The following is a 26,375-nucleotide window of genomic DNA, read 5'->3' as shown; positions in this document are numbered from 1 at the left end:
ACCTGTCCGGGAACACCCTTTCGGGAGTAACCAACATGCAAAAAACGACCGATATTCTGTTCATTTCTCACGGTGGCGGTCCGATGCCGCTGCTGGGGGATCCTGGTCACCGGGAGATGGTGGATCGGCTCACGGAAATTGCCCAAACCCTGCCTAAGCCCTCGGCGATACTGGTCATCAGCGCGCATTGGGAAGAATCGGTACCGACGATTACCTCCGGGTCGTCGCCTTCGTTGATCTACGATTACTACGGGTTTCCTCCCGAGTCCTATGACATCCAGTACCCCTGCCCCGGCGAACCCGCGCTGGCGGGAAAGGTTCAGGCGGCGCTGGAGAAAGCCGGGATACCGGCGAATCTCGACGATCAGCGAGGCTTCGATCACGGGTTGTTCGTGCCCCTGAAGCTGATGTATCCGGAGGCGGATATCCCCTGTGTCCAGCTGTCGCTGGTTAATACCCTGGATGCCAGGACCCATCTGGATATTGGCCGTGCCCTCCAGGCACTGGACCATGACAACCTGCTGGTCATCGGCTCTGGCTTCTCGTTCCATAACATGCGGGCTTTCTTTGCGCCGACGACAGCCGATATCCAGGCCCGGAACGAGGCTTTCGAGGACTGGCTTGAGGAAACCTGTACCGATCCCGGGATGAGTGAAGGCGCGCGGTTCGATCGCCTGGTGCACTGGGAGGCGGCACCTCACGCCCGATTCTGCCACCCACGTGAGGAACATCTGTTGCCACTGCATGTGTGTTACGGAATGGCAGGCAAGGCGGCGAAACAACGAATCGAGGCAACAATCCTCGGAAAGCAATCGGGCATGTTTTATTGGTCTGGATGCTAGCAGCGGGCGCAGACATTCACGATTTTGCGAAATGTGGCCGCTCGGCGAGCCAGTCCGAGAGGGCATCAAGCGCGATGGGCCGGCTGAGCCAGAAGCCCTGCAGGGTATCGCAGCGCATGTCCCTCAGCAGTTCGGCCGCGTCGTCGGTTTCCACGCCTTCGGCGACGATGCGATAACCGAGGCCATGGGCCATGTTGATCGCGGTTTCGACAATCACGCGAGCGCTCTCACTGGTAGCGATATCCATGACCAGCGAGCGGTCCAGCTTGATTTCGCTCACCGGCAATTGCTTGAGGTAGGAAAGGGAAGAGTAGCCACTGCCGAAATCGTCGATGGACACCTGCAAGCCAATGTTGGCCAGGGTCTGCAGAGCCTTGAGCCCGCTTTCCGGATCTTCCATGGCGGCAGTCTCGGTCAGCTCGAGGGTCAGTCGTTCTGGCGCCACCGAATACCGGGCCAGCAGATCCTCGATAACTGCCGGCAGGTCCCGTGACATCAGATCCCGGGCGGAAATGTTGACCGAGAGGCCAAGTAACTGATGCCTGGCCCCCAATCGGGCAAGGTCCTGGATACTCCGGTCCAGGGCCCAGCGGGTGACTTCCCGGATGACGCCGGTTTCTTCGGCCAGCGGAATGAATTCCGCCGGACCAACGTCCCCGCGCTCCGGATGATGCCAGCGAATGAGTGCCTCCAGGCCCACGACCCGTCCCGTCGCCAGGTCGATCTTGGGCTGGTAATGCATCTGGGTCTGGTTGCTGTGCAGGGCCTCCCGCAGGTCGGACATGAGCGTCAGGCGGCTCTCGCTGTAGATGTCATAGTCCGGTGAATACACACCGGTTTCGAACGGGCCGTGGGGCGCGATTTCCATGCCGACATGGGCATTCCGGATAAGCTGGGCGGCATTGTTGCCATGCATCGGGAAGGCTGCGGCGCCGAACTTCGGATGCAGCTCGATGGCCAGGCTGTCCAGGTAAATGGGCTCGGACAGTTTCCGCAGCGCCCGGTTCAGGGCCTGGAAGTTATCTGTGGCACTTTCGGCGTCCACGAACACACCAAAGCTGTCACCTGATAACTGGTAGACCCGTTCCTCGCGACCATGATGATCCAGGCTGCCTTTGACGATCGGCAGGCGTCCGGCCAGTTCGGTCATCTGGGCGGCAATATCCTTCAACAGGCGGTCGCTTCGGGTCAGTCCCAGGGTCCGGTTGATCTCATCCAGCCGCGTGATGCGAGCGACACCGACCATGTAGTGGCCGCCCGGATGTCGCTGCAGCTGCTGATTCACCATGCGTTCAAACCGGTTGCGGTTGGGCAGGCCAGTCACCGGGTCGTGGGTCATGGCTTCGGTCAGCTGGTTCTGTGCCTCACTGCGGGCTTTCTCCTGGCGCAGGCTTTCTGCCTGGGCCTTGATCTTGTCTTCCCGTTCCCAATAGAGGCGGTCCGCCAGTGCCAGGGTCAGTATGAAGGCTTCCAGTCCCGAACCGATCTGCATGGCGTATTCGGTGAAGAAGTTCTCCGGAAATACCCCCAGCGACCGGCCGGCTGTGGCCAGAACGCCGATGGTCAGGGGTGTCCAGGCGACGGTGAAGAAGGCACCCGCGCGAACGCCCGCCGCCCAGGAGACGGGACCGGCGACAAGCAACAGGGAGAAGAAAACGAGCGCAGACACGGAGGAGAGCATGATGGCGGCGTTGTAGCTGATGACCAGTGACACCATCAGGAACGAGAACTCGAATACCATCATTGCCCGAAGCGCCATATCCAGTTTCGGGCTGTGTTCACGAACTTTCAGGAAGTCGCGGCAGAACAGGAGCGAGAACAACGCCAGGAAAGGCATCGAGGCCAGCAGTACCCGGGCGTGGACCTGGGGGAAATCCGGATACAGATGCTGGAAGGTGAAACCCTTGATGGACGCGAAGAACATCACGTAACCAGCCACGGCCAGCGCGTAGTAGAGATACAGGCGCTCCCGGAGGGTGAGAAACACCGCCAGGTTGATCAGTACGATGACCGCCAGGCAGCCGTAATAGAAAAAGTGCAGTTTCTGTTCATTGGCGGCCGCTTCGAAGAACCGGTTTTCCCGCCAGATTCGTAGCGGTATGACCATGGTTCCGGCCGTCTGTACCCGGGCATAGATGGTTTTGGTTGCCCCCGGCTCCAGCGAGAATCGGAGCAGCAGGTTCGGGTTGTCGACGTCCCGTGGATAGAATTGATGGGTGTCACCGGTGCGGAAGGTGCGGACTTCGCGGCCATTTTCGAAAACATGGAAAATACCGTCGTCCAGCGGTGCATAGGCCAGTTCGGCGATAAGGTTCAGGCGTTCGGAGGTCTGGTTGACCACGGGAAAGCGAAGCCAGTAGGCCGATTTCGTGATACCGAAGGTGGCGTTGCCGGAGTTATTAGCCTGCCACTGCGAGGGACTGAGCCGGAGGACGTCATCGATGGTGGCCGTGCCCGCCGGATCCTCCCAGTACTGGAAATGGGCCGTGATCGGCGCCGATGGTTTGACGACGTTGGTGCCTGTGCCTTCGCCCCATGCGGTCGTGTATACCGCGAGCAGCGACAGCAGCGCCAGGAAATGAGGAACTCGCAGGAGGCTCAAGGTCGTTTCACCCTACAGTCGGCCATTGTGGTTGCCTTGTTGTTGTGGGCCCGGGTTCTCCTCAAATCCTAGCGCCGATCTGGCGACAAATCGACCGTTTTTCGTGTAGCGATTTGTGTACGGAATTCACACAGATTTGGCGCTCTGTTCTCGGGGCTCCGTTAGCCAGAACAGGACGCCGGTCAGCCCAAGAGCGCCGCCCAGCGTGCAGGCGCCGGTCCAGCCTGCAAACTGGTACAGGTAGGCAGCGCCGGCGGAACCCGCTGCGCCGCCCAGGAAATAGCAGGTCATGTAGGCGGTGGTAATGCGGCTTCGGGCATCCGGGCGGATCTGGTAGATCGCGCTCTGGTTGAGGATCTGATTACCCTGCACGCCAAGATCCAGCAGGATAATGCCCACGATGATCGCCGCCAGACTGTGGGCGTAGACCGCCATCAACACAAACGAGGCGCCGATCATCGCCTGGAACAGCACCGTCCCGCTTCGGGAATGGCCCCGGTCGTGCAGGCTGCCGGCGAGGTTGGCGCAGAGTGCGCCGGCGACGCCGAGCAAGCCGAACAGGCCGATCATGGAATCGGGATAATGGTAGGGCGCCTGTGCCAGCAGGAACGGAATGGTGGTCCAGAAGGCGCTGAAGGCGGCAAAACCCAGGGCACCATAGAAAATGCGCCGACGCAGAAGGGGCTCTTCCCGCATCAGCGTCAGCACTGACAGCAGCAAACGGGCGTATGGCATGGCCGATTGTGCTGGCTCCCTTGGAAGCAGACGGGCCAGCATGATCGTCTGCAGGATCATGATGCCCGCCGCTATCCAGTACACGGCTCGCCAACCCAGCAGGTCCGCAATGCTTCCGGACACCACCCGCGCCAACAGGATGCCCAGCAGCAGTCCGGTCATCACCCGGCCAACCACTCGTCCGCGTTCGGCGTCACTGGCCATATGGGCCGCAAACGGCACCAGGACCTGGGCGACCACCGCGGTTACCCCGGTGGCCAGGGCGGTGACGATGAACAGTTCGATAGTGGGCGACAGGGCAATCCCGGCCAGGGACAGTGCCGTGACCACGGACATGGCCGTGATCAGCCGCCGGCGTTCAAGCAGATCGCCGAGCGGAACGAGCAGAATCAGTCCCGTGGCATAACCCAACTGCGTCATGGTGATGATGATGCCGGCCGAGCCCTGACCGACGTCGAAATAGCGGGCCAGCGTGTCCAGCAGTGGCTGGGCGTAGTAGATGTTGGCCACCGCAACGCCACAGGCCAGGGCCATGATGAACGTGAGCAGGTCGTTGGGTCTAAGGTTGGGAGCGTCGGTAGACGGGTTCATAGGACCTCAAATTGGTGAATCCGGTTAGAATGCTATCCATTTGGGGCGTGATTTGCATCATTCAACGGCATACTGCGGCTGTCGCTTATCGCCAAACGGCACTATGATCGTCAGAGAGTTCCTATGCATCGATCCCTATGCCGCCGACTAGCACCGTCAATCTCGACCAACTGTATCCCAAGCTGGTTCATTTGCTGCTTGATCCTGTGCTTGTGGTGGACGAGTCGGGCATCATTGTTTTTATCAGCGACGCCTGTGAGCAGGTGTTCGGTTACCGCCCGGCGGAGATGAGGGGTACGCCGATACTGGATTACCTCCACCCCGATGACCTGGAGCGCACGCTCGCGGCGGCCCGGAGAGTGATGGCCGGCGCCCCCCACATCGACTTTGAAAACCGTTACGTGCACAAGGATGGCAACACGATCACTATCCTCTGGTCTGCCCGCTGGCTAGAGGAAGAACGTGTGCGCATTGCGGTGGCGCGAGACGTGACCGCGTTGCGTCGCTCCGATCAGACCCGCGACGCGTTGTACCGGATTTCCCAATCCGCCCATGCCGCCGACAGCCTGAGCGCATTGTGCGAAGAGATCCACCGGGTTATCGGCGCGCTCTTTTCCACGAACGATCTTTACCTGGCCTTCTACGACGATAAGAAAGAAGTGGTTTCCTATCCCTACTTTTCGACGGACCGCGAACAAGCCTGGGTGGATGGCCCGCTGCAGGCAAACTCGGCCATGGCGGAGGTGATTCGGACAGGGCAGGCGCTGTTGGCCAGGAGCAATCCCGACCGACCCGGGCTTGGGCGCACGGGCCCGGTTGAACACCAGGCGGCCAGCTGGCTGGGGGTGCCGCTGGAATCCCGGGGACGCATCCTGGGTGCGGTGGTCGTCGAGAGCCTGTCCTCCGCCGAGCATTACTCCACGGAAGACCGGGATTTGCTGGAATTCGTGGCGACCCAGCTGGCGACGGCCGTAGAACGCAAACGGGTTGAGGAAGACCTGCGCTTCCTGGCGCACCACGATCCGCTCACGGGCCTGACCAATCGCTCACTGTTCTACGACCGCCTGGAAACGGCGTTGAGATCGGCCCGCCGCAGCGGTGAAGTCCTGGCTCTGCTGTACCTCGATCTGGACGGATTCAAGCAGATCAACGATTCAAAGGGCCATGAACTGGGCGATCTCATGCTGCGTGAGGTGGCCCGGCGGCTGGAGGCCAATACCCGGGAAGCGGACACGGTGGCGAGAATGGGTGGCGACGAATTCACGGTCCTGTTGACCGGCCTGACCGGCCCATCATCGGCGCAGAACACGCTGCTCAAGCTCAGGGAGGCCTTGGCGGCGCCCATGCTGCTGTGTGGTGAGTCGTTCGCCATGCGGGCCAGCATCGGCCTGGCGCTGTATCCGCGGGACGGAGAGTCTGCCGAGCAGCTGCTGCGCACGGCGGATGCGGGCATGTACGCGATGAAACGACAACGTTTAAATCACGACTGGGGAGGCACAGATAGCAGTGGGACTACAGAGTGAAGGGCAACTGATCTGGGGGATCGTGTTCGGGGCCATTGGCTTCGGGTTTGCACTGTACGGCAAGCGGCAGAAGTCGATCGTGCCGCTTGCCGCCGGTATTGGCCTGATGGGCATTCCCTATTTCATCGCCAACGTCTACGCCCTGATCGTTGCCGGTGTGGTGCTGATGGCGGTGCCCTATTTCATCAGGCTCTGACTGCCACTGCCTTAATGGCAGTGCGCGTGCTGGGCGTGAACGTCGCGGGGATCGCCCATGCCACCCTTCAGGCCGAAATGAATCAGCAGCATGTTGGCGGGCCAGGCGGCGAACAGCCCCAGTGACAGGGAAATATAGAGTGAGGTCCAGAACAGGGCGTCACCCATGCCGGCCTGACCACCCAGTAGCAGCCCGGTGGAGATCGCAACCGCCTCCATCACGGTAATGCTGATGGTTTCCGCCACAAAGGCGCCTTTGACCGCATCGGCGAAGGCCATGCCGTTCTGCATCATCGGCCCGACGTTCAGCGCGAAGCCGAAAATGTAGGCCAGGATGAAGGTGATGATGGATGCCCAGAAATTACCTGTGGCCAGCAGTCCGACCGCCAGAAGCACACCCAGTACCTCACCCATGCCGCATCCGGAGTAGCAGTGGGCGACCGAGCGGAAACCCTTTCTGGCCAGGTTATCCGTGGGGATTTCCTTGCGACCTGAATAGCGGTACACCGCGACCCCGATCGGGCCGGAGTAAAGTACCGTGAGAATCCAGACCCATTGCATAATGGAGGGAATGTGACTGTTCCGGGTTTGCAGGTCATACACCACCCAGATGACACTGGCCGCTACCAGTGCCAGCCAGACACCCAGGCCACTCCAGCTATCAATCATCGACTGCATCTGATCAATCGTCATAATGTCGTTGATCCTTTTGCTCGTGATGAATTTGAATACGTATATAACTAACCATTAGACCGGTATAGGTTTTTTTCAACCCCGGGCAATCGGGACCGGCACAATACCCGGTTCTCTGTTACCGTTAAAAAAACGGTTCGGAAAAGGAGTGCTGCCATGTTTGTCGCGGATAAAAGCAACGGCCACCTGATTGAAGTACTGGATACCAACGACCTGTTCGATCCCCATGTGAACAGCGTGAAAGGCAGCCTGCACTATGGTGAGGAAGCCCAGGACCCGGAGTCTTTCCCAAAAACCGAACTGGTCTTTCCCTCCGGCGAGCCGCTTCCGGTGTGCTGGACCGATCCGGATTATCGCCGGAAGCGCTGAACCCACACCTGACAAGAAGCAGCTGAATGACCGCCTATTTCGTCCAGGCCTTTATCTACCTCGTTGCGGCGGTCATCGCCGTGCCTCTGGCCCAGCGATTCGGACTCGGCTCCGTGCTGGGCTACCTGGTTGCCGGCGTTGCCATCGGCCCGGTGGCCGGTCTGGTCGGCCAGGAGGCCTCCACCATCCAGCATTTTGCCGAATTTGGTGTCGTCATGATGCTGTTTCTGGTCGGCATGGAACTCGATCCCAAGGCCCTGTGGGCCATGCGGGTTCGGCTGGTCGGACTGGGCGGATTACAGGTGGCGGTCTCGGCACTGGCCGGCCTGGGGGTCGGTCTCTGGTTTGGCCTGGTCTGGCAGACGGCACTGACGGTCGGCTTCATCTTCGCACTGTCGTCGACGGCGATCGTTCTTCAGACCCTGAATGAGAAGGGCCTTGGCAAGACGGAAGGGGGCCGGAGCGCCTTCTCCGTGCTGCTGTTCCAGGATATAGCCGTCATCCCGGTTCTTGCGCTGATCCCTTTGCTGGCGGTGATTCCCGGAGCAGAGGAGTCGGGATCCGGGCTGGCGACCGGTGAGCATCTGAATCTCGTGGATGGACTTCCGGCCTGGGCCCACGCCCTGGTGGTGGTCGCAGCCGTAGCCGCCGTGATCGGTGGCGGCTTCTATCTGGGACGCCCCCTGTTCCGTTATGTCGTCCGCTCGGGTTTGCGGGAGGTGTTTACCGCCACCGCCCTGATGCTGGTCATCGGCATTGCCGCTTTGATGAGCCTGGTCAATCTGTCCCCCGCACTTGGCGCCTTCCTCGCAGGCGTGGTGCTCGCCAACAGTGAATTCCGGCATGAACTGGAAGCCAATATCGAGCCGTTCAAAGGCCTGCTGCTGGGGCTGTTCTTCATCACCGTGGGTGCCGGAATCAATTTCGGCCTGCTGGTGGATGACTGGGGCACGGTGCTGGCGCTGGTGCTGACGGTGATTCTGGTGAAAGCGCTGATTCTTTGGGCGCTGGCGCTACTGTTCGGAGTGCGGGGCAGCAACGGTTGGTTGTTCACGCTCGGATTGGCCCAGGCCGGTGAATTCGGATTCGTACTGCTCAACTACAGTGTCCAGAACCGGGTGATTCCCACGGACCTGTCCCAGCTGCTTTCGCTGGTGGTGGCCCTGTCCATGTTCCTGACGCCCTTGCTGTTTATTGTCTACGACCGCGTGGTGTTGCCCTGGTACCGGCGAACAAAGAACGCGGATCGTGAGGCGGACACCATTGAGGAACAGGCACCGGTGATCGTGGCCGGGGTCGGGCGCTTTGGCCAGATTGTGTGCCGCCTGCTCCGGGCCAACAACATTCCCACAGTGGTGCTTGATCACGAAATCGAACAGATCGAGAACGTCCGCCAGATCGGTCTGAAAAGTTATTTCGGCGACGCCAGCCGCCCGGATTTGCTGGAAACCGCGGGCATTGATGAGGCCCGGCTGCTGGTGGTGGCAATCGATGATCGCGACCGGGCCGTCAAGATGGTGGAGCACGTGAAGCAGTTTCATCCCGGTGTCTGGGTGCTGGCCCGGGCGTTTGACCGCGGCCACGGCTATCGACTCCGTCAGGCCGGCGCTGATGATGTGGTGAGCGAGACCTATCATTCGGCGCTGGAACTGGGGGGGCATGCCATGACCGCAATGGGCGTTCACCCCATGCGGGCCCGCCAGATGACCTGGGCCTTCTTTGAAAATGAGCGTGCCCACGAAGACCAACTGTTCGAGGCCTGGAAAGACATCCAGGAGGGCATCAGTTTCAGTCCCCGTTACAGCGAGTTGTTCATGAAACTTGAGGAAGCGCTCAGTGGTGCCATGCAGCAGGACTGGGACGAACCAAGGCGGGAAGATGTGCCGGTCTGGACACCGCCTGAAAAAAATATGGAATAACCTCTCTCCCCAGCCGTCTTCCTGATGAAAGTCACCCAAATGGGTCATTCAGAAGGAGGACGTACCATGAAAAAGCAGCTACTTACTCTTGCCATCTGTTCACTCGTTGCCACCGGTGCTTCCGCGGCCCAGGCTGGCGGTTCTGCTGATGCCAACGTAAATGCGCAAGCCAACATGAGCGCCCAGGCCAGCGGCCAGGACGGCGTGCAAACCAGTGGCGGGGCATCGGCCTCCGGCGATGCCAACGTTCACGGGGATGCCGTTCGGGAGCAGGCGCGCAAAAACGGCCAGAAAGTCCGTGAGCAGGCCCGCGAGGAGTCACAGGCGATGAAGAGCACTGCCGTTCAGGCTGGCGAAAGAGTGCGGACGACGGCCGAGGCAAAAGCCGAGGAGTCTCAGGATACGGCGGCCCGGGAACAGAACGAAGTGAAAAACCGGGTCGAGGAGGCACGGAAGACCGAGGTACGGACTGAAACCCGCGGCGAGGTGGGTGCGTCTGTATCGGAAAGCGTGCGCAATGAGGTCCGCAACAACGTCAAGAGCAGCGTCAAGGGTGCGACTCAGGACGGCCTGCTTTAAGAACCATTGAAACGTGACGGCCGGGTCTGCAACAGGACCCGGTTGTCTTCGCTCTGAAGAGGTGTTTCATGCTGTACGGAAAATCCTGTTCCAGAACGATGTTGAGTCTCTGTCTTGCGGTATCGGCGCCCGCTGTGTGGGCCGAGTCCAGTACCGGCTTGAGCGGCCACGTTGAGACAGGGATGGAATACGATAGCAACCTGACGGTGGACAACCTGAATGCCGCGTCCGGCAAGAGTGATGAAGCCTGGTTGATCGGGGCGGGCGTGGACGGCGAATGGAATCCGGGTGACAGGGCTCACCTGAACCTGGGCTACTCGTTCACCGGTAACCGTTACCAGACCTATGACGAGTTCGACCAGGACATTCATCTGCTGTCCGCCGAGGCCGGCTATGACTTTGATCCGTTCACGCTGGGAGCCAGCTACCATTTCTCCCACGCGACGCTCGATTCGGACCCTTTCCTCGATTACGCCCGTACCAGTGTCTTTATCGGATCACTGGTGAGCGACGACGTGTACCTGCGGGGCAGTGTGCAGAAAAAGCGGAAATCCTTTGAGGACAGCGAGGCTCGGGATGCGGACATCCAGGGCGTGACCGGCGAAGCGTATCTGTTTTTCAACGATGCGCACTCCCACGTGCTGCTGGGTGTCGATGGTGACCGGGAGGATGCGCGGTCGGACTATTACGACAACCGCCTGGTCCGTTTCCGGTCGAAACTCGTGCATACCGTTGATCTGTCCGGACACCGGAACCGGTTCAGCCTGGGCTGGCGTTTCGAGAAGCGGGATTACGACGATGTGGTGCTGACCAGCACCGACCCGGCGGCCCAGGACCCGCTGTTCAATCCGTTCGCATCCCCCACCACCACGACCCAAACCCAGGACCGCGCCGAGACCGCCAGTGTCTTTCAGGCGGGCTGGACGGTGGACCTTTCCAGCATCTTCAGCCTCGAAACACAGCTGTCCCAGGGCTTCTATCACGCCGCTGTGGATTCCGAGGATTATCGTAAAACGGTGGCCAGCGTCACGCTCAAAGCCGGATTCTGAGCCGGCTAGGGACCGACTGCACCGTAGCCATAGCCGGGGTCCCGCCCCGGCGGGCCCAGATCCCGGGCCCGGTTTTTGAGGAGCTGCACAGCGGTGTCCGGTGACTGGCCGGTTTGTTCGCAGGCGAGCATGGCCGATACCACCGGTGCCGCCAGTGAAGTGCCACTCTGCACAGACTGTCCGCCACCGGGATCGGCAACGCGAATGTTGACGCCCCTGGCGGCAAACATGACCTGATTGCCCCTGTTGGCCCACCGGTAGAGCCGGTCGTCGCGATCAATGGCGGTTACGCCGATGACCCCCGGATAAGCGGCCGGATAAAGCGGCGGCGCCGAAGGCCCGGCGTTGCCAACGGCCGCCACCAGCAGAATGCCCCGCTTTTCCAGCGCCTGAATGGCGGTTTCCAGAATGCGGTTGTCTGGCCCGGTGAGGCTGATGTTGATGACCCTGACCGGTTGGCTGGCCAGCCAGTTCAGGCCCTGCAGCAGATGCCCCAGGGTTGCCCCGTCCGACCGGTTATCCTGGCCATGGAACACCGAGGCGCTGAACAGCCGGGCGTCAGAAGACGCTTCGGCGCTCAAGTGAGTGGCGAGGATGCCGGCCACTTCCGTGCCGTGTTTCCGGGGTTCAGCCAGGGTGTCTCCGTCTTCCTCCAGAAATTGCCGCTGTTCTACCTGAACACCTTTCAGCATTGGGTGATCCACCTCAACACCGGTATCCACCATGCCCACAGGTGTCGGCATCGGGCACGTTCCCGCGGGATTCGGCTCCGGATTATTCGGAGAGGAGGGCCCGGCCCCCGCCTGGGGCCGGTAGACGTGGTTCCGGTCCAGTCGGTCGGCCGCGTCGGGCAGCAGCCTGGCCAGCGCGTCTCTCGAATCCAGGTTGTCGGGCACTTCGAATCGAACCACCGTCAGTCCCAGGCTTTCCAGGGATTGCCGCTGGATTATCCGGATGTCCGACTGGCGAAGACGGGCGATCTCCTCGGCGGTGCCGGTGAAGAGCCACTGTCGTTCGACGGCAATGTCTCCGTTTGGCAGTGAGACCTGATGAAAGGCGACCTTGCCCGACGATGTCCGGACGGCCAGCCTGTCCCTGAGTTTTCGGGCGGCTTTGGCCGTTGTCGACAGCTGCTCTTCCACTTGCTGGTTCAGGCGTTGGGAAACGGATTGTTCCACCCGGTTTTCCACGCGTTCCTCGACCTGCTGTGAGATCGTATCGGCGGGCTGGCGGATCAGGTCGCCCGGGACCTGCGCGTGCGCGGGGTTGCTCCAGTCCGCCACCGTCACTATGCAAATCAGGCCGAATGTGCCGACGAACCGGATCGGGGAGCGGTGTTTCATCGTGTCTGTATCCGTTGCAAAGAATGTCTCTGTCAGGTTAACGGCCCCGGGACAGAAATATTCCCGGATCCCGGGAATATTTTGCCGCCTGAACCGTTTTACAGTTATCACGGATCAACAGCGAGAACCATGCGACAGGAAATAGCCCAGATTTTGCCCGGCCTGAGACGGTTTGCCTATTCGCTGACCGGCTCCATGGCGGACGCAGACGATGTGTTACAGAGCACCGTGGAACGATTACTGACGCGGGAGATGCCGGAGGACGCCGATATCGGGCCCTGGGCCTTTCGCGTATGCCGGAACGTCTGGATTGATGAATGTCGTGCCCGCAAGGTTCGCCGGGAGGCCGCCGAACGGCCGGAGTTGTCCGAAGGCCAGGTGGTTCAGGGCGAACAGGAGACGAGCTCGGCAATCGAGCTCAACCGGGTTGAGACGGCCATGGCCCGGTTGCCGGAAGACCAGCGCCAGATCATTGCACTGGTTGCCCTGCAAGGGTTTTCCTACGGGGAAGTGGCTGAGATCCTCGCCATTCGAAAAGGCACCGTGATGAGTCGCCTGGCCCGGGCCCGGGCGGCACTGAGTGAGTTATTGAAAGCCGCATCACCGGAGACATTGCCATGAACACCACTGATGAACTTCTGTCCGCGTTTCTGGATTCGGAACTGCCCGAAGCACAGATGCAGGCGCTCCGTGATCGACTCCGTGAAGATCCCGAACTGGCGGAGCGTCTCGAGGCCCTGGCCTCGGCGGATGATCAACTGCTCAAACACTATTCCGCCATTGATGAAAGACCGTTGCCGACAGCGGTGACCGAGATGCTTTCCGACCCTGAACCGGCTTCGGTTGTGGCCCTGCCCTGGTGGCGGAAAGTGCGGCATGGGCTGCATCAGCAGGTAGGCCTGGCCGTGGCGGCGGTCCTGGTACTCGGGTTTGGAATTGCACAGCTGATCCCGTTCCCGGATTCAGGCCAGGGGGCCGACTGGGAGGCTGTCGCCGAGGCACTGGAGGCCACTCCCAGCGGTGAGCCGCGAGTCCTTCCGGACGATGGGCGAATACTGCCAAGGCTTACGTTTGTGAACCGGGATGGACAGTACTGCCGCCAGTACCGTCTGGAACGTGACGGGAGCGCCTCGGAAAACATTGCCTGTCGCGACGGGGCGGACAGGCAGGGTTGGACGAATGTGGCCAGCAGGAATGTGGCGATGACCCAGTCCAACGGAACATACCAGACCGCCACCGGCGGTTCGGTTCTGGACGACACTCTCGATCGTATGGTGGACGGAGAGGCAGTCGATCCGTCGCAGGAGAGACAGTTGATTGCCCGGAACTGGAAGCCCGCTCCCTGATGACAGCGCGTGTGATCAGGAGCGGATGCGAGACGGCGGTACGCCAAAGCGTTTCCGGAACGCCCGGCTGAACTGGCTGGCGTCCCCGAAACCACACTCCAGGGCGATAACGGTGATCTTGTCCGCCGATTCGGAAAGTTTCCGCCTCGCCCGGAGCAGTCGCTGCTCCTGAACGTACTGGTAGGGTGCCAGGCCGAAGCTGGCCCGGAACAGGCGGGCAAAGTGGTAGGGGCTGAGGTTGGTCCAGCCGGCCATGGTGGCGAGATCCAGAGGTTGTCCGAGCGATGCTTCGATGCGTTCCGCAAGGGCGCGCTGTCGGGCCTTTGAAAAACGCCCGGTAACGATGGGTTCCGGAAGGGATCGGGTCCCGTACCGACCGGCCAGTTGCACAATCAGCCAGTGCGCAAGGTGGTCCATGGCCTGGGGCTGGTCGGCGGTTGCCCAGTCCGTCAGGTCAAGAAGCTGGCCGGCTTTGGCGATGACCTCATCCTGAATCTGGTAACGCTCTTCCAATGCGAGGCTGCCGGGCTCCCGGTCCCAGGTGGTCTCGATACAGCGGTGCAGGTCCTGGTCGGTGAAGTAGAAATGCAGGAACTCGAACGGCCCCTCGATCCGCCATTGAGACTGGCTGCCCGCCGGAAACAGGCACACCGCCCCCGGGAAGCCCTGGCTGACCGCGCGCCCGTTGACCTGTCGGCTGGTCTTTTCCCCGCCCCGTGTGTAGATGCTCAGGGCATGGTGGCGTGGACGTTCATACCGGGCTTCACCACGCTCATTGTGCCAGTGGGCAAGGGCCCGGCCGTCGTTGAGTTCGAGCAGGCGTCGTGGCGCCGCCCCGGCCCGGGTCAGGGCCGTGACGATATCTCTGGACTGCTCCCGGTCTGCGGCCATTCCGCTCGGCTCCCGATCTTTCCGTTACCTGATAGCAGGAATCTTCCACCGTTGCGCAAGATCTGGCAAGCCCGTGGTCATCGCTCCGGCTAGGCTGAATTCCCGATGAACACCGGAGGATTCTGCAATGCCGATTGGAGCCCACTATGCACTGACGGTCCTGATCTGGGGGCTGACCTGGACCGCCATCCGTCTTCAGGTGGAGTCGACGGCGGTGGATCTTGCGGTGTTCTACCGGTTTGTTCTGGCGTCGGCGGTGGCCCTGGGTGGGCTGGCACTGCTGCGCCGGCTGCCGCGCTTTACCGCCCGTCAGCACGGCTGGCTGGTACTGCAGGGTCTGACGCTCTACAGCATCAATTTCCTGTTGATCTACCGGGCGGCCGAGAGCATGACCAGCGGCTTGCTGGCGGTGATCTTCTCCCTGGCGGCGCTGTTCAATGCCTTTAACGGACGGCTGTTCCTGGGCACGCGTCCCTCGCCCCGGGTTTATCCGGCGGTGGCGCTGGGCGTTTCCGGTGTGGCGTTGCTGTTCTGGCATGATCTCCGGAGCGGGGAGGCGACGCCAGCGGCGTTGGCCTTTGCGTTGGCGGGTACCTTCTGGTTCTCACTGGGCAACCTGATCAGCCTGAAGGTCCGGTCGGCAGACATTCCGCTGCTGGCGGGCAACGCCTGGGCGATGACCTACGGGGCTGCCGCGCTTGGCCTCTGGTGCCTGGTTCAGGGGGTGCAATGGACGCTGCCGGAGGGCTCTGTGTTCTGGGGTGCCACCCTGTTCCTTGCCATACCCGGTTCCATCATTGCCTTTTTCAGCTACATCACGGTGATCCGGACCCTCGGTGCCGACAAGGCCGGTTACGCCACCGTGCTGTTCCCCGTGGTGGCCTTGAGCGTGTCCACCTGGTTGGAGGGGTTCGTGTGGACCGGTTTCGCCTTTGCCGGCGCAGCGCTGGCCATCCTTGGCAACTACGTGCTGTTCCGGCGTCCCAGGCGACCGGCTACAGCCAGCCCCGCCGCTTGAAGAACCACACCAGTCCGGCGGTAATGGCGATCATCAGCCCCCAGACCATCGGATAGCCGTAGTACCAGGCGAGTTCCGGCATGGCCCAGGGGCTGTCCGGATTCTGGAAATTCATACCGTACACACCAACGATGAAGGTGAGGGGGATGAAAATGGTGGCGATGATGGTCAGTACACGCATGGTCTCGTTGGTGCGCTGGCTGATGCTCGACAGATAGATGTCCAGCATGCCGGTGGCCATGTCCCGGAAGCTTTCCAGCAGTTCGATAATCTGCACGCTGTGGTCGTGGCAGTCCCGGTAGTAGATCAGGGTATCCGGGTTGATCAGCGGGTCTTCCACCCGCATCAGGGTGGTCAGCAATTCCCGCTGCGGCCAGAGCACACGCCGCATGAACAACAGTTCCCGCTTCAGGCGGTGAATGTCTGACAGGGTCTGCTTGCGGGGCTGTTCCAGCAGTTCCAGTTCCATCCCTTCCAGTTTGTCGCCGAACGCCTCCAGTACGGGAAACGCCGAGTCTGTGATCAGGTCGAGCAACGCATAGAGCAGGTAGTCGATATCCCGGCTGGCGAACCGCTTGTTGCTGGGGTTGCGCATGCGTTTTCGAATCGGTTCGAACGGATCCTCTTCCAGCGGACACAGGCAGATCAGGTAGTTTTTCCCGACGAACAGGCTGACCTGGACGATCTCCAGGGCATCGTCCTGAAGGATCGGCATGGCGGCAATGAGGAACAGCTGATCGTCGTAGAGTTCCAGTTTGGGACGCTGCCCGCTGTTCAGCACATCTTCCAGCGCCAGGTCATGCAGGTTGAACATGTCGCCCAGGGTCCTGAGCGTGTCCACGTTGACCGGCCCGTTGACCTGGATCCAGGTCTTGGTGTCCCGTTCCAGATAGGCCTGGCATTCCTGTGGCGAGGCGAGGCGCTCTTCTTCCACGTTTTCTTCGGTGTAGTCGATCAGGTGAATGGAAACCGGACGGGTGGAAGGTGACGTCGACACCAATGTGCCGGGTGCCGTCCCGGGGCTGTGGTAATGCTTGCTGAAGTAGGCCATGGCGGTGATCGATCCTGGAAATCGCGGGTCAACCAAAAGGTAGCACAAGTTTCGGAAACGGCGGGGTTTTTGGCTTTTTGAATTCTGGCGATTGAACTTGTCGGATGAGACCCCATAGTAGTCCCCACGACCGGGTTCGCGATTTCAGCCGGTTGTTCTACAGGTTTATCATCCCGGCGGTAGATAGAGAATTCCTATCCAGGGATTGGAAATAATCAATTTTGACGAAACGGATGAAAGCCGTATCTTTGATCACGTATTTCATCAACCGTTAAATGCACCTCGAAGGAGATACCTTAATGGGCATCATCAACAGCGAAATCAAACCGTTCAACGCAACTGCATTCAAGCAGGGCGAGTTCGTTGAAATCAGCGAAGCTGACGTGAAAGGCAAGTGGGCGATCTTCTTCTTCTACCCGGCCGACTTCACGTTCGTCTGCCCGACCGAGCTGGGCGACGTGGCTGACAAGTACGAAGAGCTGCAGAAGCTGGGCGTTGAAGTGTTCTCTGTCTCCACCGACACTCACTTCACCCACAAGGCATGGCACGATACTTCCGAGACCATCGGCAAGATCAACTACTACATGGTTGGTGACCAGACCGGTACCATCACCAACAACTTCGGTGTAATGCGTGAAGGTCAGGGCCTGGCCGACCGCGCTACCTTCCTGATCGATCCGGATGGTGTTATCCAGGCGATGGAAATCACTGCTGAAGGCATCGGCCGTGACGCTGACGATCTGCTGCGCAAGGTTAAAGCCGCTCAGTACGTGCGCAACCATCCTGGTGAAGTTTGCCCGGCCAAGTGGAAAGAAGGTGAGGAAACTCTGGCTCCGTCACTGGACCTGGTTGGCAAGATCTAAGTTTCACTCAACCGGTGAAACACTGGGCAAGGGCCTGCGCAGAGCAGGCCCGAAGCCGTCAAAGAACCCCGGTTTTCCGGGGTTCTTTGCGTCTGGGGGAAGGGGTCAGGAGCTGGCGGCTTCGCTGCCGTAATCGGCGCCCCGGGCTTTGAGGCGATAGAATTCCTCGATCACCTCGGCCATGGCCTCGGGAGAGTAGGGGCGAAGCCCGCCCAGCACGAGACGCTTGGTGACTTCGCCGACCGGCTTGCTGTCGGCAGTGAGCTGATATTCCAGGGTAACGTTGCCCCGCTTGCCCGCAGCTTCGAGATCCGCGTTGCTTAACTCGAGTTCGGGCGAGGAGGCATCGACGGTGTCCAGCGCCAGGCTCATGCTTTCGTACATCACCATGGGACGATCCGGATTGAACATCACGCCCCTGGATTCCATCAGCGGCTTCAGGGTGTGGGGGAAGTTTTTGCCAGAGGCGGCCACGTAGCCCCGGGTGAAGTCCTCGATGAATTGCTCGTCATGGGTGATGGCGCCGCTTCGTTCGACTTCGAGGTAGACCTTGCCGTTGTCGTCGCAGACATCAATCCCGTGCTCCCCATTTTCGCGGAAGGCCAATGGAATGCTATCGCCGACGAGGCTGCGAAACCGGAACGTCATGTTCTGTGAGAGCCCGAACCGTGAAAGCACGACGGCAAAGAGCAGATCGCCGGGCACGCAGAAACGCCGCGCATCGGGATCGTGGATCGGGTTGAAGTCCCCGGCCACTTCCTTGGCGAACTGGCTTGCCTGGAATGCGGAAATGCAGATGCGTCCGTCACGGACGGAGTAAAATCGATCTAGAAACATGCTGTGCCTTCAACGCTCACCGGAGTGGGGTGCCAAGCCGGTTTGATGGATAGCGCCATGATAGTGGAGCCCCATCAATACCAACATTGGCTATTCGTCCTAGTTTTCGGCAATTGCGTATCTGAAGACCGGGATAGCGATCTGTCTGTCGGGTTGGATAAAACCTTATATAGGTAGTCGCTATCAAACGATTTGGGGCAATTAATTTGAGCCTCAGGTAGACAATGCCTATTGTGTATCCAACATTAAACAGAGACGGTTTCGGACTCCTGACACGCCGTTTCCAGACATCTGATCAAGAGGGGAATTCGCACTATGTTGGATGCCAGTATCAAGCAACAGCTCCAGGCCTACATGGAAAAACTGCAACAGCCGATCGAGCTGGTGGCAGCGTATGACGACAGCAAGAAGTCCCAGGAACTGAAGGAGCTGCTTGAAGAAATCGAGCCGATGTCCGGGAAGATCAGTCTGCGCACGGATGACGCTCAGGACGTTCGGCGTCCATCCTTCGCTATTAACCGCGTCGGCACAGACATCGGGGTCCGTTTTGCGGGCATCCCCATGGGTCATGAATTCACTTCCCTGGTCCTGGCGCTGCTGCAGGTGGGCGGGCATCCCTCCAAGGCCTCCCAGGAGGTGATCGAGCAGATCGAGAATCTCGAGGGTGAATTCGAGTTTGAAACCTATTTTTCCCTCTCCTGCCAGAACTGCCCGGATGTGGTTCAGGCGCTCAACCTGATGAGCGTACTGAATGCCAACATCCGTCACACCGCCATCGACGGCGCCCTGTTCCAGGACGAGGTCGAACAGCGGGAAGTGATGGCGGTACCGAGCGTCTTCCTGAACGGTGAGTCCTGGGGCCAGGGGCGTATGACCCTGGAAGAAATCGTGGCCCGTCTGGATACCGGCTCCGATGAGAAGGAAGCGGAGAAGATCAACCAGAAGGATCCGTTCGAAGTGCTGGTAATCGGCGGTGGTCCGGCCGGCGCTGCTTCGGCTATCTATGCGGCCCGTAAGGGTATTTCCACCGGTATTGCGGCGGAACGTTTCGGCGGTCAGGTGGCGGATACCATGGGTATCGAAAACCTGATCTCCGTGCCCTACACCGAAGGTCCGAAGCTGGTGTCCGCTATGGAGCAGCACGTCAAGGAATACGACGTGGACATCATGAACATGCAGCGTGCCGAGAAGCTGATACCGGCTTCCTGCGCGGGTGGGCTTCACGAGGTCCGGCTGGCGAACGGGGCGTCCCTGAAGGCGCGCAGCCTGATCCTGTCTACCGGTGCCCGCTGGCGCCAGATGGGTGTGCCAGGCGAGGAAGAGTACCGGAACAAGGGCGTGGCCTACTGCCCGCACTGCGACGGCCCGCTGTTCAAGGGCAAGCGCGTGGCGGTGATCGGCGGCGGTAACTCCGGTGTCGAAGCGGCCATCGACCTGGCCGGCATTGTTGGTCATGTGACCCTGATCGAGTTCGCGTCGGAAATGCGCGCCGATGACGTGCTTCAGAAGAAGCTTCGCAGTCTGAAAAACGTGGAAATCATCGTGTCCGGCCAGACCAGTGAGATCACTGGCGAGAACGGCCGGGTCAACGGGCTGAATTACATTGATCGCAACACCGGCGAACAGCACCACATCTCCCTTGAAGGGGTGTTTGTCCAGATCGGACTGGTGCCGAACACCGAGTGGCTGAAGGGCGACATTGAACTGAGTCAGCATGGCGAAATCGTCGTGAACGACCGCAACGAGACGTCGATCCCGGGTGTCTTTGCTGCCGGTGACGCCACTACAGTGCCGTACAAACAGATCGTGATCTCAATGGGTGAAGGCTCGAAAGCAGCGTTGAGCGCGTTCGACTACCTGATCCGGAATTCTGTGGAGGACGATAGCGAAGACGCGGCCTGACACCCGCTTCGCTCGTTCAGGGTCAAAAGGCACCGCGGTGGCGGTGCCTTTTTTATTCGGTAAATATCCGTACAGATTCTAAGGTCTTATGTCGGGCACGATCGAGTGTTAGTATACTGTCCGGTGTGTACATAAAGACGGCACGCCGATCGGTGGCGTAAGGCGAAGATTCTTTCATGATATCTCCGAAAAACCTGATCCTGAGCGTCATTATGACGTTGATGCTTGTCCCGCTTGCTGCTGGTGCGGCGGTTCCCGTGCGGGTGGCGACACCGGATATCAGTAACCTGCTGACCGAGCAACAGGACGGCGTCTATCAGCGTCTGATGGATCGCGCCATCAATGGTACCTCCTGGCAGGTCACCGAGCATTTCTACCCCTACAAACGGGCCTTGATGGTATTCCAGCAGGGCCAGGCGGACTGCATTTATTCCTTCACCGATGTGCTGGAAAAGAAGCTGGGGCAGGATGCGGTGGTTGCCAGTTACCCACTCGGGAAGTTTGTCTATTATCTCTTCTCGACAAAGGGCGAGCCGCCGCCCACGAGCCTGGACGAACTGCAGGGTCGCGAAATCGGTGCCGTGATCGGCCATGAAATCTATCTGGATCCGATTCTTTCCGGCCGGAATCTGAAAGTGTTCTGGTCGAGGAGCGACGCGATCAATCTGGCGATGCTCGAGCATGGTCGTTTCGACACCATGATTGCGGCGTTACCGGATATCCGCCCATTGCTCGGGGAACTCTCCTACGCCCCGGAGCACCCGCTTCTGGAGAGTTTCGATCGACTGACCTGTCACAACACCCAGCGGAACCGGGCGTTTGTCAAAGCCCTGTCAACGTCCCTGAAAGCGTTGAAATCCCAGGGTGTCTACCAGGAAATCGCCGGCCCTCTGTACCTCGACTTCAAAACCAACCAGACGCCGGAATAAGGGGACTTCAGGATTCCAGATCCCGCTCCAGGCTCTGGTTTTCCCGGTTTGGAGCGTCCTTCCCGAACAGGTGGCCATAAGCCGACCGTATACCGGAAACGATGAAGTCGTGGGGCACGTCGTCGAAGACGCCGTGATCACTGACATACTCCATGTGTGCTTCCCCGGATTCGGTGTACTCCTGGAACATGGAATCGTTCACGCCATCAAATTCCAGGGGCGCCACATTCATCAGTTCGCAGAGCTGGCGGTTGAATGCGGGTGTGGCCTTGACCCAACGCCCGTTGATAAACAGCTCAATGAACCCGTGCATCCGGAACACATCGGAGCGCAGCCATTCGATCATTTTCGGGCTGGAGAGGTGGTTGCGCACATCCGCAAGGCCCAGCCGGCTGGGGATGCCGATGGAACGGGCTGCCGCACCCAGCAGAACGGCCTTGGGTATGCAGTAGGTCTCGCCGCTGTCCAGCGCATAGCTGGCGGAAAAGGTTTTCGGATCGGTCCGGAACACGTAGGGGTTGTACTGGATACCGTCCCGGACCGCCAGGTAGAGCACCTTGATCTGCTCGATCGGATCCGCTTTCACGCCCTGGAGCTGGGCCTCGATCCAGGCACGGACATCCGGCTGGTCGTAATCGAAAAAAGCGGTTGGTTTGAGATAACGTTCCATGGAATGTCCGCAGGTCGGAGTATCAGTAACCCATACTCGCTAAATAGCAAGCTACGGGCAATGGCCAATTCCTCCAACGCCATTGCCCGCAATGCTCAGCGTTTGCCCTCGAATCCCTGCATCACGTTGACAGCGTTCACGCCAATGGCGTCCACATCGTAGCCGCCTTCCATGGTGAACACCGTTGGTAGCCCCAGTTTCTCAATCCGTTGTCCGAGGGACAGGTAATCCGCCGAGGTCAGTTTGAAGAAGGAGATGGGATCTTCCTCAAAGGTATCCACCCCCAGGGCGACGACCAGCGCTTCCGGCTGAAACTGTGCAATACGTTCGCAGGCGGTCTCCAGCCCCTGGCTCCAGACACTGTAGGGCGTGTTGGGCGGATACGGGATGTTGAGGTTGAAGCCTTCGCCCTCGCCTTCACCAATTTCATCGTCGAATCCCAAGAAGTGGGGGAACACCAGGTCGGGATCGCCGTGCAGGCTGATCGTCAGCACGTCACTCCGGTGGTAGAAAATCGCCTGGGTACCGTTGCCATGGTGAAAGTCCACGTCGAGGACCGCCACGCGTTCGTAGCCCTGGTCCCGGAATGCCTGCGCCGTGATTGCGGCATTGTTGAGGAAGCAGTAGCCGCCGAAGAGGTCGGCGTGGGCATGGTGTCCTGGTGGCCGGCAAAGGGCGAAGGCCGCCCGTTCACCGTCGGCAACCAGCTTCTGGGCAGTAAGGGCCACATTGGCAGAGGCCCGGGCAGCTTCCCAGGTGCCTTCGGAAATGGAGGTATCGGCGCCGAGACTGAAATAGCCGACCCGGCCATCGATGTCCTTCGGAAGGCGATGGCGCATGCCGCGACCAATCCAGAAGGTGGGAATGATCTCTCCACGTTTGCCGTCCGCCACCCAGTCGTCCCAGCAGGTCTCCAGGAAGGTTAGATAGTCATCGGTGTGGACCCGCTTGATGGGTTCCAGCCCGAATTCCTCCGGTTCCAGGATCTCACCCAGCGCCTGGTCCCTGACCCGCGCCAGAATGGTTTCTGCCCGGGAAGGCTTCTCGTGGGGCTCGATCAGCAGGCCGCCATCCAGTTCGGTTTTGACGTGGCGACGGCTGTGCAGGGGCGAAAAAACGGTTTTCATGGCAGTGCGTCCGGGTTGTTAGACTGAGTGGACTGTCGCATACAGCCCCGATTGGCTCAATGACTCCGATTGTGGCAGGGTCGCGGCACAGACGGGGAGAGGGAAAACCGATATGAGCACCGCGGAGATCTTCGGGCAGATTTTTGGCGTTATCGCCCTGGCGTTCTGCATTGCCGGTTTTGCCAACCGGAACGACGACCGACTGATGGTGCTGTTGATCTCAGCCAACGTTGCCTTCGCCCTGATGTTTGCCTGTTTCCAGAGCTGGACGGCGGCGGCGTTGACGGTGCTGGTGATCGTGCGCATTACCCTGGCTCGCCGCTATCCGGGCAACCGGGTATTCCTGGCTGTGCTGCTTGCCGTCAATCTGGTCGTGGCCTGGGCCACCTGGAAAACGGTCACCGACATTTTCCCGCTCACTGCTGCGGTACTGGGCACTTTCGGTATGTTCATGTTGCGAGGTATTCCGCTGCGAATCGTGCTCGGCCTGGCAGCGTTGTCGTGGATGCTCAACAACCTTGTCATCGGTTCGCTGGGCGGCACTCTGGCCGAGGGCATGGTACTGGTGACCAACATCATCACCATCATCCGTCTCCATCGGCTTCGGAAAAAGTATCCAGATCTCCAGAGCGATGCCATAGTTCGACGATAGGGCCGCAATGGAAGGTTTTGTATGGTAAAGACGACCGCTCGAACATGGCTCCTTGCCTTTGCCCTTCTGGCCGGCTGTGCTCTGGTCAGGGTCGATTATTTTCAGCCGGTGGATCCGCCGGGGGTGCTGAAGGGTGGCCCCTGTGGATCCGGTCCTAAAGACCACGTGATTCTCGAATTCGGAGAGGTCACTCTCGAGGTCGCCGTGATAAAAGGCCATCTCCAACCCGAACTGATGGTCGGCTTCGATATCCCGCAGGGTCATTCCATCACTTTGCTCGAAAACACCGTGTTGGTGAACGGCAAACCGCACGTATTTGACGCGGTGAAGACACGGGACAGGAAAACGGGCACAGTAACCGAAGTCGACCGGGTATTGATCGGTGGTGGCGAAAAGCGGTTCCGCTGGATTGTTTCCGATCTGTCCGATCTCCCGGCACACTTCGTTATCGAGCTGCCTCTGGAGCCGGCGTCAGACGAATTCCATATTCGGCTGATGCCCATGCAACTGGATGGCGAGGCCGTCCCGCTGCCGGAAATGACGTTTCGGAAGGCCTCAGGTGTTTTTTCGACACCGATTAATTGCTAGCGACTTTCAATGCCATGACCCGAATGGTCTGGTCTGCCATCGACAGGTGGTCTATGGTCAAAAGGCCCCGAATACCAAACTGGTTTGAATCCAATAAAGGAGAAGAGAATGGCAAGTGACAGCTACCACGAACCGATCAACGAATTGACTGACGATACCCGTGACATGCACCGGGCCATCAGTTCACTGATGGAAGAGTTCGAAGCGGTGGACTGGTATAACCAGCGTGTCGATGCCTGCAAGGATCCGGAACTGAAAGCGATCCTCGAGCATAACCGGGACGAAGAGAAGGAGCACGCGGCCATGGTGCTGGAGTGGATCCGGCGTAAGGACCCGACCATGGACAAGCACCTGAAAGAATTCCTGTTCCGGGACGGGCCCATCGGCCACCACGACTGACCGGTCGAACGGATGCCGGTTGTGGTGAGGGCCAATTCCTGGCGCCCGAAAACCCCTTAGTGTTGGGTCATCGTATCCCAGCTCCCGCCGTCGTGTGGGAGCCGGAATGGGTTCAACCTTTATGAGGCCGCACCATGAGCCAACATCACCTTGACGTTCTGATCATCGGCGCCGGCGTTTCCGGCATCGGCATGGCCTGCCACCTGAAACGGGAATGCCCGGGCAAGTCTTTCGCCATCCTCGAGCGTCGTCAGTCACTGGGCGGCACCTGGGATCTGTTTCGTTATCCGGGCATCCGGTCCGACTCCGACATGTTCACCTTCGGCTACAATTTCCGGCCCTGGACCGGTGGCAAGGTGCTGGCAGACGGCGCTTCGATCAAGAATTACGTCCGGGAGACCGCCCGCGAAAACAACGTCGATCGCCACATCCGATACGGACTGAAGGTCATCACGGCCGACTGGTCCAGTGCTGACAAACGCTGGACCGTCGTAGCCGAAGAAGAATCGACCGGCGAACAACAGACCTTCACCACGGAGTTCCTGATCGGCTGTACCGGCTATTACAACTACGATCACGGGTACAAGCCCGACTTCCCGGGTGAGAGTGATTTCAAGGGGCAGGTGGTTCACCCGCAACACTGGCCGGAGGATCTGGACTACGCCGGTAAGAAAGTGGTCGTGATTGGCAGTGGCGCTACCGCCATAACGTTGGTGCCCACCATGGCGGAAAAGGCGGCGCACGTGACCATGTTGCAGCGCTCGCCCACCTATCTGATGCCGTTGCCCTCTACCGATAAGGTGACCCTGGGCCTGCAGAAGGTCCTGCCGGAAAAGCTGGCCTACAGGCTTACCCGCGCGCGCAATATTTCCATTTCCCGTTTGTTGTATCAGCGGTCGCGCAAAAGTCCGAAAGCCATGCGCCGGCTTTTCCTCTCGATCATCCGGCGCCAGCTCGACGGCAAGGCCGACATGCGCCACTTCACGCCCGACTACAACCCCTGGGACCAGCGGCTGTGCGTGGTCAAGGACGGAGACCTGTTCGACGTGATCAAGTCGGGTAAAGCCTCCATTGCCACTGACCACATTGAGCGATTCACCGAAAAAGGTATCCGGTTGAAGTCCGGGGAGACGCTTGAAGCGGACATCATCATTCCGGCAACGGGCCTGGAGATCCAGATGCTCGGCGGCATCAAGCCACGGGTAGACGGCGAGCCCGTCGTCATGCGGGACAAGATCATCTACAAGAACGTGATGGTGGAAGGGATACCCAACGCGGCCATGATCTTCGGCTACACCAACATCTCCTGGACCCTCAAGGTGGATATCGCAGCCGAGTATCTGTGTCGGTTGCTCAACCTGATGGACAAACGGGGATACCACTCGGTGGTGGCCCGGGATACGGAGAACAGTCGTGGCGAGGACACGATTCTCGGATCCCTGAACTCGGGCTATATCAAGCGGGCCGACGATCGCCTGCCCCGGCAAGGCACCCATGGGCCGTGGAAGTCCACCCAGAACTACCTGGAGGACGTGAAAACCCTGCGTTTCGAGCCGATCGAGGATGGCTACCTGGAATTCGACGGCAAGCCCAGTCGCGCGAGCGAAGGCCGTTCAACCGGCTTCCTTCGCCCGCTACGCTCGGCGTTGTTCGGGGCCTGAG

26 protein-coding genes are annotated in these 26,375 nt (G+C 59.9%); 17 read left to right on the top strand and 9 right to left on the bottom strand.

Translation table 11 applies throughout. From position 1 onward, the window contains the following. Positions 1 to 35: 35 nt before the first annotated feature. Positions 36 to 842 carry a DODA-type extradiol aromatic ring-opening family dioxygenase gene (locus tag MLD04_RS07435; protein ID WP_248156368.1) on the top strand — a complete coding sequence of 269 codons (807 nt, stop codon included), beginning with the start codon at positions 36 to 38 and terminating at the stop codon, positions 840 to 842. A gap of 16 nt (positions 843 to 858) precedes the next feature. Here the strand turns inward: MLD04_RS07435 and MLD04_RS07430 are convergent, their stop codons facing one another. Then, positions 859 to 3,444, bottom strand: coding sequence for an EAL domain-containing protein (locus MLD04_RS07430; protein ID WP_248156366.1), 2,586 nt, complete (start codon positions 3,442 to 3,444; stop codon positions 859 to 861). A gap of 126 nt (positions 3,445 to 3,570) precedes the next feature. Next, positions 3,571 to 4,770 carry an MFS transporter gene (locus MLD04_RS07425; RefSeq protein ID WP_248156364.1) on the bottom strand — a complete coding sequence of 400 codons (1,200 nt, stop codon included), beginning with the start codon at positions 4,768 to 4,770 and terminating at the stop codon, positions 3,571 to 3,573. A gap of 137 nt (positions 4,771 to 4,907) precedes the next feature. On the opposite strand from MLD04_RS07425, the gene MLD04_RS07420 reads away from it, so the two are divergent. Both MLD04_RS07420 and MLD04_RS07415 read left to right on the top strand, forming a co-directional pair. Then, positions 4,908 to 6,293 (top strand): sensor domain-containing diguanylate cyclase, encoded by a 1,386-nt coding sequence (locus MLD04_RS07420; RefSeq protein WP_248156363.1) that lies wholly within the window; start codon positions 4,908 to 4,910, stop codon positions 6,291 to 6,293. Further along, positions 6,277 to 6,489, top strand: a complete 213-nt coding sequence (locus MLD04_RS07415) for a hypothetical protein (RefSeq protein WP_248156362.1) — start codon at positions 6,277 to 6,279, stop codon at positions 6,487 to 6,489. The genes MLD04_RS07420 and MLD04_RS07415 overlap by 17 nt, the downstream gene beginning before the upstream one ends. 11 nt (positions 6,490 to 6,500) lie before the next feature. Here the strand turns inward: MLD04_RS07415 and MLD04_RS07410 are convergent, their stop codons facing one another. Next, positions 6,501 to 7,181 carry a DUF4396 domain-containing protein gene (locus tag MLD04_RS07410; RefSeq protein ID WP_248156361.1) on the bottom strand — a complete coding sequence of 227 codons (681 nt, stop codon included), beginning with the start codon at positions 7,179 to 7,181 and terminating at the stop codon, positions 6,501 to 6,503. Between the two features lie 156 nt (positions 7,182 to 7,337). Between MLD04_RS07410 and MLD04_RS07405 the strand changes: the two genes are divergently transcribed. The 4 genes from MLD04_RS07405 (at position 7,338) to MLD04_RS07390 (ending at position 11,097) form a co-directional block, all read left to right on the top strand. After that, the gene (locus MLD04_RS07405) at positions 7,338 to 7,550 is read left to right on the top strand and encodes a hypothetical protein (RefSeq protein ID WP_008939937.1); all 213 of its coding nucleotides are present in this window, start codon (positions 7,338 to 7,340) and stop codon (positions 7,548 to 7,550) included. A gap of 26 nt (positions 7,551 to 7,576) precedes the next feature. After that, the gene (locus MLD04_RS07400) at positions 7,577 to 9,469 is read left to right on the top strand and encodes a monovalent cation:proton antiporter-2 (CPA2) family protein (RefSeq protein ID WP_248156359.1); all 1,893 of its coding nucleotides are present in this window, start codon (positions 7,577 to 7,579) and stop codon (positions 9,467 to 9,469) included. A gap of 66 nt (positions 9,470 to 9,535) precedes the next feature. Then, entirely contained in the window at positions 9,536 to 10,048 is a 513-nt protein-coding gene (locus tag MLD04_RS07395) for a hypothetical protein (RefSeq protein ID WP_248156357.1), read from the top strand. Between the two features lie 182 nt (positions 10,049 to 10,230). Next, the gene (locus tag MLD04_RS07390; RefSeq protein WP_248156355.1) at positions 10,231 to 11,097 is read left to right on the top strand and encodes a porin; all 867 of its coding nucleotides are present in this window, start codon (positions 10,231 to 10,233) and stop codon (positions 11,095 to 11,097) included. 5 nt (positions 11,098 to 11,102) lie between these two features. Here MLD04_RS07390 and MLD04_RS07385 read toward each other — a convergent pair whose 3' ends face one another. Next, entirely contained in the window at positions 11,103 to 12,440 is a 1,338-nt protein-coding gene (locus MLD04_RS07385) for a S8 family serine peptidase (protein ID WP_248156353.1), read from the bottom strand. Positions 12,441 to 12,569: 129 nt separating this feature from the next. On the opposite strand from MLD04_RS07385, the gene MLD04_RS07380 reads away from it, so the two are divergent. Then, positions 12,570 to 13,061 carry an RNA polymerase sigma factor gene (locus MLD04_RS07380; protein WP_248156351.1) on the top strand — a complete coding sequence of 164 codons (492 nt, stop codon included), beginning with the start codon at positions 12,570 to 12,572 and terminating at the stop codon, positions 13,059 to 13,061. Continuing rightward, on the top strand, positions 13,058 to 13,786 hold the full coding sequence (locus MLD04_RS07375; RefSeq protein WP_248156349.1) for a hypothetical protein: 729 nt from the start codon (positions 13,058 to 13,060) through the stop codon (positions 13,784 to 13,786). The genes MLD04_RS07380 and MLD04_RS07375 overlap by 4 nt, the downstream gene beginning before the upstream one ends. Before the next feature lie 15 nt (positions 13,787 to 13,801). Here MLD04_RS07375 and MLD04_RS07370 read toward each other — a convergent pair whose 3' ends face one another. Further along, positions 13,802 to 14,677: a helix-turn-helix domain-containing protein gene (locus MLD04_RS07370; RefSeq protein WP_248156347.1), complete on the bottom strand. Its 876-nt coding sequence runs from the start codon at positions 14,675 to 14,677 to the stop codon at positions 13,802 to 13,804. A gap of 127 nt (positions 14,678 to 14,804) precedes the next feature. On the opposite strand from MLD04_RS07370, the gene MLD04_RS07365 reads away from it, so the two are divergent. Beyond that, positions 14,805 to 15,695 carry a DMT family transporter gene (locus tag MLD04_RS07365; RefSeq protein ID WP_248156345.1) on the top strand — a complete coding sequence of 297 codons (891 nt, stop codon included), beginning with the start codon at positions 14,805 to 14,807 and terminating at the stop codon, positions 15,693 to 15,695. Here the strand turns inward: MLD04_RS07365 and corA are convergent. Then, positions 15,673 to 16,746, bottom strand: coding sequence for a magnesium/cobalt transporter CorA (gene corA / locus MLD04_RS07360; RefSeq protein WP_248156343.1), 1,074 nt, complete (start codon positions 16,744 to 16,746; stop codon positions 15,673 to 15,675). The two genes, MLD04_RS07365 and corA, sit on opposite strands and share 23 nt — an antisense overlap. A gap of 299 nt (positions 16,747 to 17,045) precedes the next feature. Here corA and ahpC point away from each other — a divergent pair, with 299 nt between their 5' ends. Further along, a complete protein-coding gene (gene ahpC, locus MLD04_RS07355) occupies positions 17,046 to 17,609 on the top strand; it encodes an alkyl hydroperoxide reductase subunit C (protein WP_082780548.1) in 564 nt (187 codons plus the stop codon). A gap of 105 nt (positions 17,610 to 17,714) precedes the next feature. On the opposite strand, the gene MLD04_RS07350 is transcribed toward ahpC, so the two are convergent. Further along, positions 17,715 to 18,446 carry a DUF3581 domain-containing protein gene (locus MLD04_RS07350; protein WP_248156340.1) on the bottom strand — a complete coding sequence of 244 codons (732 nt, stop codon included), beginning with the start codon at positions 18,444 to 18,446 and terminating at the stop codon, positions 17,715 to 17,717. Positions 18,447 to 18,761: 315 nt separating this feature from the next. Here MLD04_RS07350 and ahpF point away from each other — a divergent pair, with 315 nt between their 5' ends. Next, positions 18,762 to 20,348: an alkyl hydroperoxide reductase subunit F gene (gene ahpF / locus MLD04_RS07345; RefSeq protein ID WP_248156338.1), complete on the top strand. Its 1,587-nt coding sequence runs from the start codon at positions 18,762 to 18,764 to the stop codon at positions 20,346 to 20,348. Between the two features lie 176 nt (positions 20,349 to 20,524). Then, positions 20,525 to 21,277 (top strand): substrate-binding periplasmic protein, encoded by a 753-nt coding sequence (locus MLD04_RS07340; RefSeq protein ID WP_248156336.1) that lies wholly within the window; start codon positions 20,525 to 20,527, stop codon positions 21,275 to 21,277. Between the two features lie 7 nt (positions 21,278 to 21,284). On the opposite strand, the gene MLD04_RS07335 is transcribed toward MLD04_RS07340, so the two are convergent. Together MLD04_RS07335 and MLD04_RS07330 are read right to left on the bottom strand one after the other, a co-directional pair. After that, positions 21,285 to 21,947 (bottom strand): transglutaminase-like domain-containing protein, encoded by a 663-nt coding sequence (locus MLD04_RS07335; protein ID WP_248156334.1) that lies wholly within the window; start codon positions 21,945 to 21,947, stop codon positions 21,285 to 21,287. A 95-nt stretch (positions 21,948 to 22,042) separates the two neighbouring features. Next, positions 22,043 to 23,074: a histone deacetylase family protein gene (locus tag MLD04_RS07330; protein WP_248156332.1), complete on the bottom strand. Its 1,032-nt coding sequence runs from the start codon at positions 23,072 to 23,074 to the stop codon at positions 22,043 to 22,045. 112 nt (positions 23,075 to 23,186) lie between these two features. On the opposite strand from MLD04_RS07330, the gene MLD04_RS07325 reads away from it, so the two are divergent. The 4 genes from MLD04_RS07325 to MLD04_RS07310 all read left to right on the top strand — a co-directional run bounded on the left by MLD04_RS07325 (position 23,187) and on the right by MLD04_RS07310 (position 26,374). Continuing rightward, positions 23,187 to 23,726, top strand: coding sequence for a YgjV family protein (locus MLD04_RS07325; RefSeq protein WP_248156330.1), 540 nt, complete (start codon positions 23,187 to 23,189; stop codon positions 23,724 to 23,726). Between the two features lie 21 nt (positions 23,727 to 23,747). Beyond that, positions 23,748 to 24,314 (top strand): hypothetical protein, encoded by a 567-nt coding sequence (locus tag MLD04_RS07320; protein ID WP_248156328.1) that lies wholly within the window; start codon positions 23,748 to 23,750, stop codon positions 24,312 to 24,314. 108 nt (positions 24,315 to 24,422) lie between these two features. Beyond that, the gene (locus MLD04_RS07315; protein WP_248156326.1) at positions 24,423 to 24,713 is read left to right on the top strand and encodes a ferritin-like domain-containing protein; all 291 of its coding nucleotides are present in this window, start codon (positions 24,423 to 24,425) and stop codon (positions 24,711 to 24,713) included. A gap of 134 nt (positions 24,714 to 24,847) precedes the next feature. Beyond that, a complete protein-coding gene (locus tag MLD04_RS07310) occupies positions 24,848 to 26,374 on the top strand; it encodes a flavin-containing monooxygenase (protein WP_248156325.1) in 1,527 nt (508 codons plus the stop codon). Position 26,375: the final 1 nt, after the last annotated feature.

This window comes from Marinobacter koreensis (assembly GCF_023156285.1).
Taxonomy (GTDB): domain Bacteria; phylum Pseudomonadota; class Gammaproteobacteria; order Pseudomonadales; family Oleiphilaceae; genus Marinobacter; species Marinobacter koreensis.
This window is presented reverse-complemented; position numbering and strand designations above follow the sequence as displayed.